The organism is Kitasatospora sp. NPDC058162 (assembly GCF_042884005.1).
Lineage (GTDB): Bacteria > Actinomycetota > Actinomycetes > Streptomycetales > Streptomycetaceae > Kitasatospora.
Genome location: NZ_JBHVUS010000025.1, coordinates 103319 through 118921, shown reverse-complemented (window position 1 = coordinate 118921; position 15603 = coordinate 103319). Strand labels below are relative to the sequence as shown.

Below are 15603 nucleotides of genomic sequence, written 5' to 3'. Positions count from 1 at the left end.
GAGAACGCCCATGCTCTCGCGCCGCACGGCCACCGCCCTCACCTCGGCGGCCGCCGCCGCACTGCTGCTCGGCGGCACCGCCCCGAGCGCCTCCGCCACCACCACCGCGGCGAGCCCCACCTCGCTGTCCTTCTTCGCGTTCAACGTCGACCTCGGCACCGCGATCGTCGACAGCACCCAGAACGAGCAGGCCGCCCGCCGCACCCCGGTGATCGAGCAGATCGTCCGGCAGCACAACGCCGACGTGGTCGTCCTGGACGAGCAGTTCAACAACAGCTCGACCGCCGACATCAACGCCAAGCTCGCCGACCTCTACCCGTACCGCACCCCGGTGGTCGGCGGGACCTGCTCCGGCGGCGGCTGGACGGGCGTCAGCGGCAACTGCTCCAACTCGTGGTTCGTCATCAACGGCGGCACGATGATCCTCTCCAAGTACCCGATCACCGCCCAGTACGCCCACGTGTTCAGCAACTCCACCTACGGCACCTGGGACTACCACGCCAACAAGGGCGCGGCGCTGGTGCAGGTGAACAAGAACGGCACCACCGCCTGGGTGGTCGGCACCCACCTCCAGGCCGACGAGGCCGACACCTCCACCGACACCACCCAGTCCACCCGGCTCGGCCAGCTCGCCGAGATCCGCGCCTGGGTCGACGGCATCGTCGGCAGCGGTGCGCCGGTGCTGATCGGCGGCGACCTCAACGTCGAGTACTTCCACGGCCAGGCCCGCGGCGACTACGCCAACGCCCAGAACGCGGTCAACGGTGTTCTCGGGACCCCGGCCACCGACCCGAGCCAGGCCCGCACCACCATGGACTGCCCGGTCTCCGCCTGGTGCCAGTACATGGCGGGCGTGGAGACCTTCCCGACCGACTACCGGGACGACCTGGACTACATCGGCTACCTCAACGCCCCGGGCCGCCCGGTGCCGACCTCGATGTCCAATGTGAAGATCGACTTCGACCCGCAGGCCGGCTGGGCCCCCGGGCAGTCGGACACCAACGCGCCCAGCGACCACTACCCGGTCGAGGCCACCTTCCAGCTCAACTGAGCTGCCGTTCAGAGCTGTTGCGCCGGGGTGCCGGCCGGGCAGCCGCAGGAGCGCCGCACCACCAGCCGGGCCGGGAAGGTCCGGGCACCGGCGGCGCGGCGCTCCGCCCCGCCGAGCACCAGGTCCACCGCGGCCCGCGCCATCTCGTCCTGCGCGGTGGTGACGGTGGTCAGCGCCGGCCCGGCGATCACCGCCTCGGCGATGTCGTCGAAACCGGCCACCGCGAGGTCCTCCGGCACCCGGATGCCCAGGTCGTCGGCGGCCCGCAGCAGACCGATCGCCTGGTCGTCCGTCGCGCAGAACACGGCGGACGGCCGGTCGGGCCGGCTCAGCAGGGTGAGCGCCTCGGCGTGCGCCCGGACCCGGTCGAAGGGCGCCGGGGTGAGCCGCCCGTCGGTGGACAGCCCGGCGTCCGCCAGTGCCTCGGCCCAGCCGGCCGTCCGTCCGGTGACCGGGTCGAGCGGGCTGAGCGCCAGGGTGCCGCCGAAGCAGTGCACCTCGGCGTGGCCATGGTCGAGCAGGTGACGGACCACCTCGCGGGCACCGCCCTCGTCGTCCGCCACCACGGCCACGCCGTCGGCGCTCTCCGTGCGGTGGTGCAGCAGCACGACCGGGGTGCCGTCGGCCGAGTCGAAGCCGCTCAGCCCGGGGGCGGCCGGGTCCTGGGTGACCAGGATCAGCCCGTCCACCTGCATCCCGAGGAAGGCCCGGATGTAGTGCGCCTCGCGTTCGTCGGCGTAGTCGGAGTTGCCGATCAGCAGCAGCCGGCCGTGTTCGGTGGCGGCCTGCTCCACGGCGTGGGCGAGCCCGGCGAAGAAGGGCTGGCGGGCGTCCGGCACGACCATCCCGAGCAGGTCGGTCCGCCGCCGGGCCATCGCCTGGGCGACCCGGTTGGGCCGGTAGCCGAGCTCCTCCACCGCCGCGAGCACCCGGGCCCGGGTGGCCGGTGCCACCGGCCTCGGCCCGTCGTTGATCACATAACTCACGACCGCTGTGGACGTCCCCGCCACCCGCGCCACATCGTCCCGTGTCACCCTCGCCATGGGGAATGAGCCTACACAGCACCTCCGACCAGCGTGTTTCCCGCGATCGGGGGAGGCTCCGACCGGCCCGCCCCGGTTGCGGAGCAGGTGGTACCGTGCCGACGCTGGCGGGACGGGCGGCAGCGGGTGCCGCCGCCGCCGACCGTGGGAGCAGGTCGATGAGCACGCCGCCGCACCGCAGGACCGTCCGGCCCCTGCGCCCGACCACCCGGCCCAAGGTCCGCATCCACGCCCGGGTGCGCGCCGCGAGCGCCACCAGACCGAAGGTCCGGCCCTGGCGGGCGTACGCCGTGCTGGTGACGATCGTGCTGTTCGTGGCCGCCGGGCTGGTGCTCTACTCCGACGAGCGCTCCACCCGCGGCCGGGCCCAGGAGGTGGGCGTCGACCACCCGGCGGACTTCCTGGAGGTCGACGTGGTGCTCCAGCGGGTCGACGCGGCCGCCCAGACGGTCGCCGCCAAGATCCTGGTCGTGCCGCACGGCGCCCTGGGGACGTCCGGCATCCAGCAGATCCCGGCGCAGGACGTGGCGCTGGAGACCACCTCGCTGGAGCAGACCGTGCTCAAGTACCCGGCCGGCCAGCCGATCCCCTCCAGCCCGGTGTCGTTCAGCCTGCTGGAGGGGCGGGTCACCGACTACCCCTTCGACGGCTACCGCGCGCAGGTCGGCTTCCGGGCCACCGTCGGGGGGCGGCCGGTCCCGGTGACGATCGGGATCCAGGAGGCCGACCCGTTCTTCGCCTTCACCCAGGGGGAGCGGGAGACCGACGGCCTCGGCATCGCCGTCACCGAGCAGATCAGCCGCTCGCGCAGCACCTACATCCTGGCCTGGTTCATGATGGCGGCGATGTGGGCGCTGGCCCTGTCCGTCCTGGTGGCGGCCTGGCTGATCGTCCGGCAGCGGCGCGGGATCGTCTGGCCGGCCCTGAGCTGGATGGCGGCCACCCTGTTCGCCCTGGTCGGCATGCGCAACGCCGCGCCCGGCAGCCCGCCGATCGGCTCGCTGCTGGACTACGCGGCGTTCTTCTGGGCGGAACTGCTGGTCGCGGTGGGCCTGACCATGGTCGTGGTGCGCGGCGCCCGGATCGAGGGCGCCCACCGGCCCACGGCTTAGGGCGGCTCCCCGGGCGCGGGTCAGTACACGTAGTCCGCGCAGACGTCCGCGGCGAGCCGCAGGGCGTGCTCCGCGCGCGGACCGCGCAGTGCCAGCAGGGTCTGGGCGAGCGCGTCCACCGCGGCCAGGTGGGCCAGCCGGCTGGCCGTGGTCTCCAGACCGAAGACCAGGTCCTGCCCGCCCGCCCCTGAGCCGTGCGCGGAGGACCCGGAGCCTAGGCGGCGTCCGGCACGATCACGGTCAGCGAGGTCTCCAGCAGTTCGAAGCCCAGGGCCTCGTAGACCCGGCGGGCCGGGTTGCCCTCGGAGACCACCAGGTGTACGTCGGCGAGCCCGCGTCCGGCGGCGTCCGCGACCGCCCGGCGCAGCAGGTCGGCGCCGAGGCCGCGGTAGCCGCGCCGTGGGTGGCGGAACACCTCGGCGACCCAGGGCAGGCCGTCGCGGTCGGTCAGCACGGCGGCGCCGACCACCTGGTCCTCGGCGTCCACGGCGAGCAGGCTGGACGGCAGCACCGGGCCGATGGCCTCCCCGGCCAGCAGCGGGCCGATCCGCTCGGCGAGGGCCCGGGTGTCGTCTCCGCGGAAGTGGTCCACGTGCGTCGGGTCGAAGGCGGCCCGCCAGGACTCCAGCATCGCCTCGGGCGAGCGGTCGCAGGGCACCGCCCGCAGCCCCTCGCGCAGCGGCGCCCCGGCCCAGTCGGCGGGCGGGGGATCGGCGCGCAGGTCCCGCCGGAAGGTGTGGGCGTGGCGCAGGACCGTCGCGCCCCCGTCCAGCAGCCGCTGCCCGAGCTCCGGGCTGCCGGAGACCACCCAGCCGGGCAGTTCGGCGCGGATGTACGCGGCGGCGTCCGCCGAGTCGTCCAGCACCTCCAGCAGATCGGCCCAGGGGCGCCCCTCCCGCTCGCCCGGCTGGTACCGCAGCACCGGTGTGCCGGCGCCGTCGTGCCTGATCACCCAGTCCGTTTCGGGCATGGCCCACCCCACTTCGCGAGATCGTTCGTCGGCGGCCCATGCTCACCAGAACCCGGAACCCGGCGCAACGGGTTTTCCACCAGCGGCCCTTGAGGCGGCGGACGGCCCCTCAGCCCACCGCGGCGCTCAGCCCACCGCTCCTCAGCCGACTACGGCCGCCCGGACGCAGAGCACGTCCGGCAGGTGGGAGACCAGCAGCGACCAGCTCTCGCCCTCGTCGCGGCTGCCGTACACGTCGCCGGTCCGGTTGCCGAAGTAGATCCCGGCCGGGTCGGCGTCGTCGGTGCGCAGGGCGTCGCGCAGCACGATGCCGTAGTGGTCCTCGCCGGGCAGCCCGGCGGCCAGTTGCTGCCAGCTGGTGCCGCCGTCGGTGGTGCGGAAGACCCGGCAGCGGCGGCCGGGCGGGATCCGGTCGTCCGAGCCGCCGAGCGGGAACAGGTAGGCGGTGTCGCCCCGGCGCGGGTGGGCGGCGACGGCGAAGCCGAACTCGGCGGGCAGGCCGTCCGCGATGGAGCGCCAGCTCTCGCCCCAGTCGTCGCTGCGGTAGACCCCGCCGTGGTTCTGCAGGTAGAGCCGGTCGGGGTGGACCGGGTCCGGGGCGATCTTGTGCACGCACTGGCCGAACTCGGGGTATTGGCGCTCCTCGGGGAAGAACTCGGCGCGCAGGCCGGTGTTGGCGGGCGCCCAGGTGTCGCCGCCGTCCTTGCTGCGGTAGACGCCGCCGCTGGAGACGGCGACCAGCAGCCGCTGCGGGTCGCGCGGGTCGGTGAGGACGGTGTGCAGGCCCTGGCCGCCGTAGCCGGCGCCCCACTCGGAGCGCTGGGGGTGGTTCCAGAGCGGTTCGACCAGGGCGAAGCTCTCGCCGCCGTCGGTGGAGCGGAACAGCGCGGCGGGTTCGGTGCCCGCGTAGACCACCCCGGGGGCCTCCGGCCCGGCGGGCTGGAGCTGCCAGACCCGGGTGAGCGAGGCGCCGGTGGACTCGGGGAAGCGGATCGCCGGTCGGGCCGGCTCGTTCCAGGTGGCGCCGAGGTCGTCGGAGCGCCACACCGAGGGGCCCCAGTGGCTGCTGTCGGCGCCGACCAGCAGTCTGGTGCGGCCGCCGCGGCGGTCGATCGAGACGGAGTAGATCGCGTTCATCGGGAAGTGCGGCCCGCTGAACTCCCAGTCCAGCCGGTCGCGGCTGCGGCCGAGAAAGAGGCCCTTCTCGGTTCCGACGGCCAACAGCACCTCGGTCATGCCTCACACCACCTGATCACGGACTCGGCCCCCCGGGACGGCCCCCGGGGCGCGGCGGAGGCGCCCCTCCGCCCAGTGTCCCGCCGTCCACCGGTGGTCACATCTCGCCGCGCCGAGCCCGGCCGAGCGGCCGGACTCACCCCCCCCCGGAGGGCCGGGCTCACCCCCGGCAGCCCTCCAGCAGCCGCAGCCACACCTCGCTGATCGTCGGGTAGGCGGGGACGGCGTGCCAGAGCCGGTCGATCGGTACCTCGCCGACCACCGCGACGGTCGCCGAGTGCAGCAGTTCGGCGACGGCCGGGCCGACCAGGCAGGCGCCGATGATCACCTCCCGGTCCAGGTCGTAGACCACCCGGGCGCGGCCGCGGTAGCCGTCGGCGTAGAGCGAGGCCCCGGCGACGTTGCCGATCTCGTGGTCGACGGCCTTGACCCGCAGCCCGAGCCGTTCGGCCTCGGCCAGCGGCAGTCCGACGGCCGCGACCTCGGGCTGGGTGAACACCACCTGCGGCGCTCCGGCGAGGTCGGCGGACGCGGAGTGCGCGCCCCAGCGCGAGGTGTCCAGCGCGCGCCCCTGGGCGCGGGCGGCGATCACCGCGCCGGTGATCCGGGCCTGGTACTTGCCCTGGTGGGTGAGCAGCGCCCGGTGGTTGACGTCCCCGGCGGCGTACAGCCACTCGCCGTCCACGCCCAGCACCGTGCAGCTGTCGTCCACGTCCAGCCAGCCGCCCGGCCGCAGCCCGACCTGCTCCAGCCCGATGTCGGCGGTGCGCGGGGCCCGGCCGGTGGCGTAGAGCACCTCGTCGGCGGTCAGCCGCTCGTCGCCGGAGAGCGTCAGTACCACCGGTCCGGCGGCCCCGGCCCGCTCCAGCGCCGTCACCTCGGTGCCGAAGCGGAGGTCGACGCCGGCCTCCCGCAGCCCCTCCGCGACCAGCTCACCGGCGAAGGGCTCCATCCGCGGCAGCAGCACGTCGCCGCGCACCAGCAGCACCACCTCGGAGCCGAGCGCCCGCCAGGCGGTGGCCATCTCCACGCCGACCACCCCGCCGCCGACCACCGCCAGCCGCCCGGGGACGGTCGGCGAGCCGGTCGCCTCCCGGTTGGTCCACGGGTGCGCCTCGGCCAGCCCGGGCACGGTGGCCGGCAGCACCGGGCGGCTGCCGGTGCACACGACGACGGCGTGCCGGGCGGTGAGCACCCGCTCGGTGCCGTCCTCCGCCTCCACCGTGACCGCCCGCACGCCCGCCAGCCGGCCGTGGCCGCGGACCAGCTCGATGCCGGTGTCCCGCAGCCACTGCACCTGGCCGTCGTCCTTCCAGTGCGAGGTGAAGGAGTCCCGGCGGGCCAGTACCGCCGCCGCGTCCAGCCGTCCGCCGCCCACCGCCTCCCGGGCGCCGCCGACCCCGCGGGCGTCGGCCAGCGCGGCGGCCGGGCGCAGCAGCGCCTTGCTCGGCATGCAGGCCCAGTACGAGCACTCGCCGCCGACCAGTTCGGCCTCCACGATCACCGTGCGCAGGCCCGCGGCGACGGTCCGGTCGGCCACGTTCTCGCCGGTCGGTCCGGCGCCCAGGACGATGACGTCGTACTCCTCGGCGGTGCTGCTGGTCATGTCCGTCCTCCGTGGTCTCGCGGGCCTCGCGCGGTACCGCCCGGGTTGGCCGCTCCGGGCGGCGCCGCAGGCGTGGGCCCATCCTGCGACGCGGACGGGCCCGCGCGCGGGCGAACACGCCAACCGTGATCAGATTGCCGCGAGTTCCGCGAGCAGAGCGGCCGTGTCGGCCGGGCGGGAGAACATCGGCCAGTGCCCGGTGGGCAGTTCGCGCAGCTCCCAGTTCGGCCCGTCCATCCCGACGAACCACGGGTGGCCGGCCGCGATCATCTCCCGCACCCGGTCGAGCGGGAAGGAACAGGAGACCAGGGTCTGCGGCAGGGCGGCCCCGGCGCCGGTCAGCCGGAGCCGGTCCCGGTAGGCCCCGGCCGGGTGCGGGGTGACCCGCGCGCCGACCCGGGCCAGGGTGGCCTCGTCCAGGCCCTCGATGCTGGCGCCGTCGGCGGCGATCACGTCCCAGGGCGGCATCGGCAGGCGGCCGTCGACCACCGAGGCGTCGGCGGCCTCGCGGTAGTCGGGCTGCCAGAGGTCGTACAGCGAACCGCCGTCCACCACCGGACCGCTGTCCAGGTAGACCACCCGCCGGATCCGCTCCGGCATCCGGTCCGCGACCCCGCCGACCGGGGCGCTGGCGCCGCTGTGCGCGACCAGCACCACGTCCCACAGGTCCTCGCGCACAAGCAGGCCGGCCAGGTCCGCGATGTGCTCCTCCAGCCCGAAGTCGCCCTTCTCGCCCGCCCGTTCGGCGAGCCCGGGCAGGCTCACCGGGTGGACCTCGTGCCCGGCCGCGCGCAGCGGCGCGGCCACCTCGTCCCAGGCCCAGGCGCCGAGCCAGAATCCGGGAACCAGTACGAACGTGCTCATGGTGGACCGTCCTTTCACGATGGGGACCCGTCACCGGCGACTCTAGGATCGAATCCGGGCGGAACCCGCCCGGATTCGCCGACCCGGAAGGAGCATCCCCGTGGAACACCCGGTCAGCCGCGTGCTCGCCCTGCTGGAGCTGCTCCAGGACCGCCCCGGCCTCACCGGCGCCGAACTCGCCGCCCGACTGGATGTGGACGAGCGCACCATCCGCCGCTACACCGCCCGCCTCGCCGAACTCGGCATCCCGGTGAGCGCCGAGCGCGGCCGCTACGGTGGCTACCGCCTGCTGCCCGGCTACCGGTTGCCGCCGCTGATGCTCAACCAGGACGAGGCCGCCTCGGTGGTGCTCGGCCTGCGGGCCGGGCGCAGTTCCGGCCTGTCGGTGGGGGAGCGGGCCGCCGAGACCGCGCTCGCCAAGATCCAGCGGGTGCTGCCCGCGCCGCTGCGGGAGCGGATCGCGGCCGTCGAGCAGACCCTCGGGCTGTCGGCCGCGCCCGCACCCGGCCCCGGTCCGGCCGCTGCCGCGCTGTTCGCCCTGGCCGAGGCGGCCCGCCGCCGTCGCCGGGTGCGGCTCGCCTACCGGGACCGCGAAGACCGGCCCAGCGAGCGGGAGTTCGACCCGTACGGCCTGGTCTTCCACTCCGGCCGCTGGTACACCACCGGGCTCGACCACCGTAGCGGCGAGCCGCGCACCTTCCGGCTGGACCGGATCGAGCGGGTGGTGCCCGGTGAGACCGGCTTCGAGCCGCCGGAGGACTTCGACCCGGTGCAGCGGGTGGTGGAGTCGCTGGCGGGGGCGCCCTGGCGGCACCGGGTGGAGGTGGAGCTGGGGATGACCCTGGCCGAGGCCCGTCGCCGGCTGCCGCCCGCCGTCGGTACGCTCACCGAGCTCGCCGCGGACCGGGTGCTGCTGCGGGCCCGGGCACAGAACCTGGACGGCGTCGCGGTAATGCTGGCCGGTCTGGGCCGGCCCTTCACCGTCCGGGAGCCCGCCGAGCTGCGGGCGGAGGTCCGGGCGCTCGCGGCCCGGCTCGCCGTCTGGGGCGAGGAGCCGCCGGAGCCGTCGGAGCCACCGAAGCCACCGGTGCCACCGGCATGACGGGGCCCGGGGAGCCGCAGCTCCCCGGGCCCCGCACTCGTCCGCGTCCGCTCGCCGCGGGGTCGGACGGCTCAGGCCTGGCCCTCGGCCGCCTGCTCCTCCGCCACCTTGCGCTTGACCTCGGTCATGTCCAGCTTGCGGGCCTGGCCGATCAAGTCCTCGAACACCGCCTCCGGCAGCGCGCCGGCCTGGGAGAAGACGAGCACGCCCTCGCGGATGATGGCCAGCGTCGGGATCGACTGGATGCCGAACGCGGCGGCCAGCTCCTGCTGGGCCTCGGTGTCGACCTTGGCGAAGACCAGGTCCGGGTGGCGCTCCGCGGCCTTCTCGTACACCGGGGCGAACTGGCGGCACGGCCCGCACCACCCGGCCCAGAAGTCGATGAAGACGAAGTCCTTGCCCTCCGGGCCAGGGACGATGTCGTCGAAGTTCTCCTTGGTCAGCTCGACCATGTTGCTCATCTCGCGGATCCTTCCCTTCCGAAGGTGCCGGTGCGGATCATGCGCCCGCGACAACGGTGATGCCCGCCGGGGTATTCCGGACCGGCCCGGATTGAGCACACGGCGGCCACCGTCCGTACAGAGGAGTGTCCAGTCCGTCCACCGACGCGGGAGGCACCCCATGCGCAGCACCACACCCCGCACCCGCCGGGCCGCTGTGCTCGCCGCCTCCGGCCTCGCCGCGGCGGCCCTGATCGCCGGCTGCGGGTCGTCCGGATCGAGCAAGTCGAGCCCGCCGAGCCCGCCCAGCACGTCGAGCAGCCCCGCCGCCCCGGCCGCTGCCACCCTGCAGACCGCCAACGACCCCAAGCTCGGCACGATCGTCACCGACAGCGCGGGCTTCACGCTCTACCGCTTCGACCAGGACAAGAACAACCCCTCTGACTCCTACTGCAACGGTAGCTGCGCGAGCCTCTGGCCGCCCGAGCACCCCGACGGCAACGTGACCGTCAAGGGCATCGACAGCAAGCTGGTCGGGACCTTCACCCGGGACGACGGCACCAAGCAGGTCACCGTCAACGGCTGGCCGGTCTACCGCTACTCGCCGGACGCCAAGCCCGGTGACACCAAGGGCGAGGGCCTGTTCGGCCAGTGGTTCGCGGTGACCCCGACCGGCGGTAAGGCGATGCCGAGCACCACCCCGGCGCCCAGCACCCCCGCACCCGCCAACCCCACTCCGGCACCCAGCACGCCGGCACCTGCCAAGCCCACCCCGGCGCCCAGCACGCCGGGCTACTGACCGAGGTCGCTGGCCTCTGCCGATCACCTGCCCACGGCCGATCACTCGACCACCGCCGATCACCGCCCTCGACCGGGAGGCCCGGGTGCGCAACGATGAAATGGTGACCGAGCACCCCGTCGGCGGCGAGTCCCCGCACGGCACGGGGGCCGCGGACGAGGAGCTGATGCGGGCCCTGTACCACGAGCACGCCGGCCCGCTGTTCGGCTTCGTGCTCCACCTGGTCGCCGGGGACCGGCAGCGCGCCGAGGACGTCGTCCAGGAGACGCTGGTCCGAGCCTGGCGCAACATCCACCGGCTCGACCCGCGGGCCGGCTCGCTGCGGCCCTGGCTGGTCACCGTCGCCCGCCGGATCGTCATCGACGACCACCGCAGCGCCGGCGCCCGCCCGCGCGAGGTGGACGCGACGGCCCTGGAGCAGCTGCCCGCCGAGGACGAGATCGACCGGGCACTGCGGATGATGACCGTCGCGGACGCGCTCGCCGACCTCTCGCCCGCCCACCGGGAGATCATCGTCGAGACCTACCTCAAGGGCCGCACCGCCAAGGAGGCGGCCGCCGCCCTCGGCATCCCGGCCGGGACCGTCCGGTCGAGGGTGTTCTACGCACTGCGCTCGCTCAGGCTGGCGCTGGAGGAACGGGGAGTGACATCGTGACCGAGCGGCCCGATCGCGGCCCCGGCCCGTCCGGTGGCCCCGACCACCTGGACGTCGGAGCGTACGTCCTCGGCCTGCTGGAGCCCGCCGAGCGCGTCGCCTTCGAACGCCATCTGGCGGACTGCCCGCAGTGCGTCGGGCAGGTGGGGCAACTCGGCTTCGTCGAACCGCTGTTGGCCGACTACGTGAGCTCGGCACGGGCCGCCGGGCTGGACCCGGCCGAACCCGCGCCGGCCCCGGACGGGCGGCTCCTGGACCGGCTGGTCGCCGAGGTCACGGCCGGCCGGCGCCGCGGCCGGGTACGGCGGCTGGTGCTCGCCCTGGCCGCGACCGCGATGGTCGCGGCGGGCCCGGCCGTGACGGCAGCGGTGATCACCGCCGACACGACGCCCGCCGTGGTCGCCGTCGCCGAGCAGTTCAGCGCCACCGACCGGGCCACCGGCGCCAAGGCCACCGTCGGCGTCGACGGCAAGACGTGGGGCAGCCACATCAGCCTGCAACTCTCCGGCGTGCAGGGCCCGTTGACCTGCCGCCTGATCGCCGTCGCGCACAACGGCGAGCACCAGACGGTCACCACCTGGAGCGTCCCGTCGGACGGCTACGGCGAACCCGGCGCCCCGGGCGTGCTGCGCACCACCGGCGGCGCGGCCATGCAACCCGGCGACATCGACCATTTCGAGGTCCGGGTCCAGAACACCGACGCCCTGCTGGTCTCCGTCCCCACGCACCACGCCTGACGGACACCGCGCTCAGGGCGGCGGCAGGTGCAGCACCTCGTACGCGACCAGCCGCTCGACCCGGGCCGTGCCCAGGTCGGTGGGCCAGTGCGGATTGGGTTCGCCGCTGTTGGTCATGTGCGCCCGGCGCCAGATGCTCCCGGCGCCGGCCGGCAGGGTCGATTCGAAGGTGTGCTGCCGGTCGCACGGGCACGGCACCAGCACCCGGGAGCAGGAGCGGCACAGCTCGGCCCGGTCGTGGCCGGTCGACACCTCCACCGCCGGCCCCTCCTCCCCGCAGGCCGGGCAGCCCGGCAGCTCGGCGCCGTCCATCAGCGCGTTCTGCCGCCGGACGTAGTCGGGCAGGCTCAACTGCGGGTGCAGGAAGGGGTCGTGGCCCCCGCGACAGTAGGGCGAGCCCCGCCAGGACAGGTTCCACCACACCGGCGCCGCCGCCCTCGGGCTGGTCCGCTTCTCCACCTTGCGCTGCGCCGCGTACTCCTCCGCCCGGGCCAGCCACAGCGTCCGGGCCTCGTGCAGCTCCTCCACCGCCCGCCCCAGCGACTCCGGGTCGACCAGCAGCAGCCGGGGGATGCGGGCGCGGACGGTGAGGTGGTGGTAGGTGGCGTGGAAGCCGTACGGGGCGAACCGGGTGAGGCAGGTGCGCAGGGCGCGGTGGCGCCGGAACAGCGGGAGGTCGGCGTCGTGGACCAGGGCGCGGTGGGTCAGGAAGCTGGTCACGGCGAGGTCTCCAGGGTCAGTGCCCGGGCCAGCGCGGCGGTGACGGCGGCGGCGTGCCCCGGGAGTCGCCGTTCGGCCCAACCGCCCGCCAGCCGGACGAAGTCGCGCAGGTCCTGCTCGGCGGCGGCGAGCAGCCGGCGCAGTTCGTCCACCGACACCTCGATCACCGGGCTGTGCGCGACCTTGGTGTTCGCCGTCAACCGCACGGTGTCGCCGACGCGTTCGGCCGCGGCGTAGGGGTCGTGGCCGAACCAGCCCTCGCCGGTGCCGTCCGTCACCTCCAGCCAGTCGCGCCACTCCTCCAGGCCGTTGCAGCAGCCCGGTTCGAAGACGGCGCCGGTGGCGTCGTCCGTCACCCGGAAGCCGCCGGGGGCGACCAGGTACTCCCCGGTGAGCAGCCCGTACAGGAAGGCCTCGAGCGGGTCGGGCAGTTCGCCGTCCTCGGGGACGTCCCCGTTGGACCCGGCGATCCGCCACACCGCCGAGCCGACGTCCTGCGGTGCCATCCGGCCGTCCAGCACCAGGAATCCGTACGGATCGAAGGTGCCCGTCGGCCAGAGCGCGAAGTCCTCGTCGGGGGCGTCCATCTCCAGGGCGGGCTGCATCGATATCACCCGGCGATGATGCCGCAGGCCCGCGCCGCCCGACCAGCCGGTTTACGCCGCGTACGCCGCGTCCGCCGCGATCGACGCCAGCACCCGCCCGCAGCGCCGGGCGAAGGCGGCCTGGAGGAGCGGGAACAGCGGACCGGCCAGCCGGGCCCACCAGGCGACCGGCCGGGTGAACGCGGTGACGCCGAACCAGACCGTCCCGTCGGGCGCGAGCTCGACGAGGAAGGTCTCCTCGCCCCGGCCGAGGTGCCCGTGCCTGGTCCCGTACGTGAAGCCGTACCGGTCCGGGCCGTCGTCGGCGGCCAGCACCCGGTTGGGCGCGCCCGCCCGCAGCGGGCCGACGCCGATCGCGCAGCGCACGGCGACGCCGGGGGCCGCCTGTTCGGCCTCGGCGTCGATCCGGACGCCGGCCAGCCGGTGCATCCGCCAGCCGAGCAGCGCGGCCCCGGCGACCTCCAGGGCGGCGCGGCCGTGGCCGATCGGTGCCCGGTGCCGCAGGTGGCGGTAGCCGGCGGGCAGTTCGCCGGTTGGGCCGGTGCGGCTGGCGCCCTGCTCGGGGTAGCTGTAGTCGTTCATCGGGCGTCCTCCGTGGTGGTGATCCGGCGCCAGGCGAGGAGCGCGCAGAGGGCGAAGCCGAGCGCGTTGCCGAGGCCGTGGGTGGCGGCCATCCAGGCCAGGGTGGGGTGGGGGAGTCCGGCGGCCCGGCCGAGCGCCCACCACAGGGCGAGCAGCATGGTGAGCGCGAGTACGGCCGAGGAGACGGCGAGCAGCCGGGCGGTGACCGGGTCGGCCGCGCGGGGGCGCAGTTCGCGCCAGCTGACCAGGCCGACCAGCCACATCCCGGTGCTCAGGACGACGGCTCCGGCGAACTGCCACCAGTTGCCGAGGAAGTACCCGGCGAGCACCAGCAGGGTGCCGGCCGGGACGCTGAGCGCCGCGCAGCGGGCCGCTGCCGAGCCGGGCGCCGAGGCGCGGCAGACCAGCCCGGCGACCAGGGCGGCGGTGAAGCCGGCGTAGTGGAAGTGCGGGACGGTCAGCGCCAGGATGTGCGGCTCGAAGCCGAACAGCGGGTAGCCGGAGCGCTCGGCGACCAGCGCGACCCCGGCCACCGAGGGCGCGGCGAGCGCGGTCAGCACGGCGATCTCGGCGGGGGCGAGCGAGCGGGTCCGGGCCAGCCGCCGGGGTGCGTGCAGGGCGACGGCCAGGGTGCCGAGGGCGTAGACGACCGCGGTGCCGGTGGCGAGGCCGCCGCGCGGCAGCCAGAGCGAGAGCGCCCCGGGGACGGCGGCGAGCGGCCAGAGTCGGCGGATCCGGGCCAGCCCGGGTTCGTCGATCAGGGCCAGGCCGAGCGGCAGGACGGCGCCCATGCCGAGCAGGACCAGCAGGTCGACCAGTTCGGTCGTGCCCTTGCCCATGGCCGGCACACCCCTTCTTGAACGCGTTCAATTACCCTTCGTCGGCGACTCTACGTCGTCGAGTTGAACATGTTCAACTCGACCCCGATCCGGCCTGCCTGGTGTTCACGCTGGGTGCGGCGCACTCTGGAGGAGTAACCGATGGAGGTGATCCGCCATGAAGACTCTGGTCGGTTGGCACATCGAGATGGAGTTCCGCGAGGAGGGCCCGCGGACGTCCGCGGCCGCCCTGCTCAGACTCGGCGACGGGAGCGAACTGCGCGCCCACGGCTACAGCAGCCGCCACCCCTCCGATCCGGAGCAGCTGCGGGTGGGCGAGGAGATCGCGGGCGCCCGCGCGCTCAACGAGCTCGCCTCGCAACTCCTCACCAAGGCCCACGGCGAGATCCAGGACGTCAGCCCGATCCCGACCCACCCGCTGTCGTGACCGCGCCGCACCCGGACGGCGACCGGACCGGACGGGACCCGAACCGGCCGCGCATCCCGCTGATCTGCCCGCGCTGCGGGCACGAGCAGCGGGTCGTCCCCGGCGGCCCCGAGCGGGCGGTCAGGGTCGTGCACCTGGGGACCGGCCGGGAGGCCTGCGAGCCCGGCGACCTGGCCGTGGCGCCGGAGGACGGGGACTGACCCACGACGCTCCTGGGGATGAAGCGCCGGAAACGCCGAGCACCGGAGAGCATGAAGCGCCGGAAACGCCGAGCGCCGGAAAACGCCGAGCGCCGGGCCCCCGTCCCCACGGGTCCCGGCACTCGGCGGGCTCGGAGTTCCACGAAGCGGCTGACGCCGGTCAGTTGGCGCAGTACGTCCCCGGCGGCCGCCACTCCGGCCCGACCAGCCGCTGCTCCAGCTCGTTCGGCGTGATCCGGATCCCGACCGTGCCCGCCAGCCCGACCCGGAACCGGCTGCGGGCCAGCACGAGCAGCGCCGTCAGGCCGTACTTGTTGATCAGCGAGGTGCGGTAGCGCGCGGTCGCGTCGGCGTCGCAGAGCCGTGCGCGGGCCGGGAGTTGTCGGCCGGTCGGGCGCCCGTGGGCGTCGCAGGGGCCGATCAGCACCCGGGGGTGGCGGCGGATCCGTTCGGCCTCGCCGGAGTGGGCCGGGGTCCAGACGCCGAGCGCTCGGCCGTCCGGGACCACCCACAGCTGGGAGTCCAGCCGGCTGCCGTCCTCGCCGAAGGTGGTCAGCAGGAGGTACCTGCTGTCGGCGAGCTGGTCGGTTCGGTCGTGCATGATCTCCTCCCTCT

19 protein-coding genes are annotated in these 15603 nt (G+C 74.7%); 8 read left to right on the top strand and 11 right to left on the bottom strand.

All coding sequences use genetic code 11. The features are described 5' to 3' along the window. Positions 1 to 10 precede the first annotated feature (10 nt). On the top strand, positions 11 to 1051 hold the full coding sequence (locus ACFVXG_RS32845) for a sphingomyelin phosphodiesterase (protein ID WP_387932762.1): 1041 nt from the start codon (positions 11 to 13) through the stop codon (positions 1049 to 1051). 8 nt (positions 1052 to 1059) lie between these two features. Here the strand turns inward: ACFVXG_RS32845 and ACFVXG_RS32840 are convergent, their stop codons facing one another. Beyond that, positions 1060 to 2094, bottom strand: coding sequence for a LacI family DNA-binding transcriptional regulator (locus ACFVXG_RS32840; RefSeq protein WP_387932760.1), 1035 nt, complete (start codon positions 2092 to 2094; stop codon positions 1060 to 1062). A 158-nt stretch (positions 2095 to 2252) separates the two neighbouring features. Between ACFVXG_RS32840 and ACFVXG_RS32835 the strand changes: the two genes are divergently transcribed. Then, positions 2253 to 3206 carry a DUF4436 family protein gene (locus ACFVXG_RS32835; protein ID WP_387932758.1) on the top strand — a complete coding sequence of 318 codons (954 nt, stop codon included), beginning with the start codon at positions 2253 to 2255 and terminating at the stop codon, positions 3204 to 3206. Positions 3207 to 3420: 214 nt separating this feature from the next. Here the strand turns inward: ACFVXG_RS32835 and ACFVXG_RS32830 are convergent, their stop codons facing one another. The 4 genes from ACFVXG_RS32830 to ACFVXG_RS32815 all read right to left on the bottom strand — a co-directional run bounded on the left by ACFVXG_RS32830 (position 3421) and on the right by ACFVXG_RS32815 (position 7882). Next, positions 3421 to 4176 (bottom strand): GNAT family N-acetyltransferase, encoded by a 756-nt coding sequence (locus tag ACFVXG_RS32830; RefSeq protein WP_387932756.1) that lies wholly within the window; start codon positions 4174 to 4176, stop codon positions 3421 to 3423. 141 nt (positions 4177 to 4317) lie between these two features. Then, the gene (locus ACFVXG_RS32825; RefSeq protein WP_387932755.1) at positions 4318 to 5412 is read right to left on the bottom strand and encodes a WD40/YVTN/BNR-like repeat-containing protein; all 1095 of its coding nucleotides are present in this window, start codon (positions 5410 to 5412) and stop codon (positions 4318 to 4320) included. 160 nt (positions 5413 to 5572) lie between these two features. Then, a complete protein-coding gene (locus tag ACFVXG_RS32820) occupies positions 5573 to 7018 on the bottom strand; it encodes a dihydrolipoyl dehydrogenase family protein (RefSeq protein WP_387932753.1) in 1446 nt (481 codons plus the stop codon). A 129-nt stretch (positions 7019 to 7147) separates the two neighbouring features. After that, positions 7148 to 7882 carry an alpha/beta fold hydrolase gene (locus tag ACFVXG_RS32815; RefSeq protein ID WP_387932751.1) on the bottom strand — a complete coding sequence of 245 codons (735 nt, stop codon included), beginning with the start codon at positions 7880 to 7882 and terminating at the stop codon, positions 7148 to 7150. Between the two features lie 100 nt (positions 7883 to 7982). On the opposite strand from ACFVXG_RS32815, the gene ACFVXG_RS32810 reads away from it, so the two are divergent. After that, entirely contained in the window at positions 7983 to 8984 is a 1002-nt protein-coding gene (locus ACFVXG_RS32810; protein ID WP_387932749.1) for a helix-turn-helix transcriptional regulator, read from the top strand. A 71-nt stretch (positions 8985 to 9055) separates the two neighbouring features. Here ACFVXG_RS32810 and ACFVXG_RS32805 read toward each other — a convergent pair whose 3' ends face one another. After that, the gene (locus ACFVXG_RS32805; protein ID WP_387932747.1) at positions 9056 to 9445 is read right to left on the bottom strand and encodes a thioredoxin family protein; all 390 of its coding nucleotides are present in this window, start codon (positions 9443 to 9445) and stop codon (positions 9056 to 9058) included. Positions 9446 to 9605: 160 nt separating this feature from the next. Here ACFVXG_RS32805 and ACFVXG_RS32800 point away from each other — a divergent pair, with 160 nt between their 5' ends. The 3 genes from ACFVXG_RS32800 to ACFVXG_RS32790 all read left to right on the top strand — a co-directional run bounded on the left by ACFVXG_RS32800 (position 9606) and on the right by ACFVXG_RS32790 (position 11615). Continuing rightward, entirely contained in the window at positions 9606 to 10223 is a 618-nt protein-coding gene (locus tag ACFVXG_RS32800) for a hypothetical protein (RefSeq protein WP_387932745.1), read from the top strand. A gap of 100 nt (positions 10224 to 10323) precedes the next feature. Next, a complete protein-coding gene (locus ACFVXG_RS32795) occupies positions 10324 to 10878 on the top strand; it encodes a sigma-70 family RNA polymerase sigma factor (RefSeq protein WP_387932800.1) in 555 nt (184 codons plus the stop codon). Beyond that, positions 10875 to 11615 carry a zf-HC2 domain-containing protein gene (locus tag ACFVXG_RS32790; protein WP_387932743.1) on the top strand — a complete coding sequence of 247 codons (741 nt, stop codon included), beginning with the start codon at positions 10875 to 10877 and terminating at the stop codon, positions 11613 to 11615. The genes ACFVXG_RS32795 and ACFVXG_RS32790 overlap by 4 nt, the downstream gene beginning before the upstream one ends. Positions 11616 to 11627: 12 nt before the next feature. Here the strand turns inward: ACFVXG_RS32790 and ACFVXG_RS32785 are convergent, their stop codons facing one another. The 4 genes from ACFVXG_RS32785 to ACFVXG_RS32770 are packed head-to-tail and all read right to left on the bottom strand — an operon-like array spanning position 11628 to position 14361. Then, on the bottom strand, positions 11628 to 12335 hold the full coding sequence (locus ACFVXG_RS32785; RefSeq protein ID WP_387932741.1) for a hypothetical protein: 708 nt from the start codon (positions 12333 to 12335) through the stop codon (positions 11628 to 11630). Then, a complete protein-coding gene (locus ACFVXG_RS32780) occupies positions 12332 to 12940 on the bottom strand; it encodes a hypothetical protein (protein WP_387932798.1) in 609 nt (202 codons plus the stop codon). The genes ACFVXG_RS32785 and ACFVXG_RS32780 overlap by 4 nt, the downstream gene beginning before the upstream one ends. A gap of 51 nt (positions 12941 to 12991) precedes the next feature. Beyond that, positions 12992 to 13522, bottom strand: a complete 531-nt coding sequence (locus tag ACFVXG_RS32775; protein WP_387932739.1) for a DUF1990 domain-containing protein — start codon at positions 13520 to 13522, stop codon at positions 12992 to 12994. Then, complete coding sequence (locus ACFVXG_RS32770; protein ID WP_387932737.1) at positions 13519 to 14361, bottom strand: YndJ family protein; 843 nt, start codon at positions 14359 to 14361, stop codon at positions 13519 to 13521. The genes ACFVXG_RS32775 and ACFVXG_RS32770 overlap by 4 nt, the downstream gene beginning before the upstream one ends. 157 nt (positions 14362 to 14518) lie before the next feature. Here ACFVXG_RS32770 and ACFVXG_RS32765 point away from each other — a divergent pair, with 157 nt between their 5' ends. Further along, positions 14519 to 14788 (top strand): DUF1876 domain-containing protein, encoded by a 270-nt coding sequence (locus ACFVXG_RS32765; protein ID WP_387932736.1) that lies wholly within the window; start codon positions 14519 to 14521, stop codon positions 14786 to 14788. Continuing rightward, positions 14785 to 14988, top strand: coding sequence for a hypothetical protein (locus tag ACFVXG_RS32760; RefSeq protein WP_387932734.1), 204 nt, complete (start codon positions 14785 to 14787; stop codon positions 14986 to 14988). The genes ACFVXG_RS32765 and ACFVXG_RS32760 overlap by 4 nt, the downstream gene beginning before the upstream one ends. A gap of 160 nt (positions 14989 to 15148) precedes the next feature. Here ACFVXG_RS32760 and ACFVXG_RS32755 read toward each other — a convergent pair whose 3' ends face one another. Beyond that, on the bottom strand, positions 15149 to 15589 hold the full coding sequence (locus ACFVXG_RS32755) for a PPOX class F420-dependent oxidoreductase (protein ID WP_387932732.1): 441 nt from the start codon (positions 15587 to 15589) through the stop codon (positions 15149 to 15151). Between the last annotated feature and the right edge of the window lie 14 nt (positions 15590 to 15603).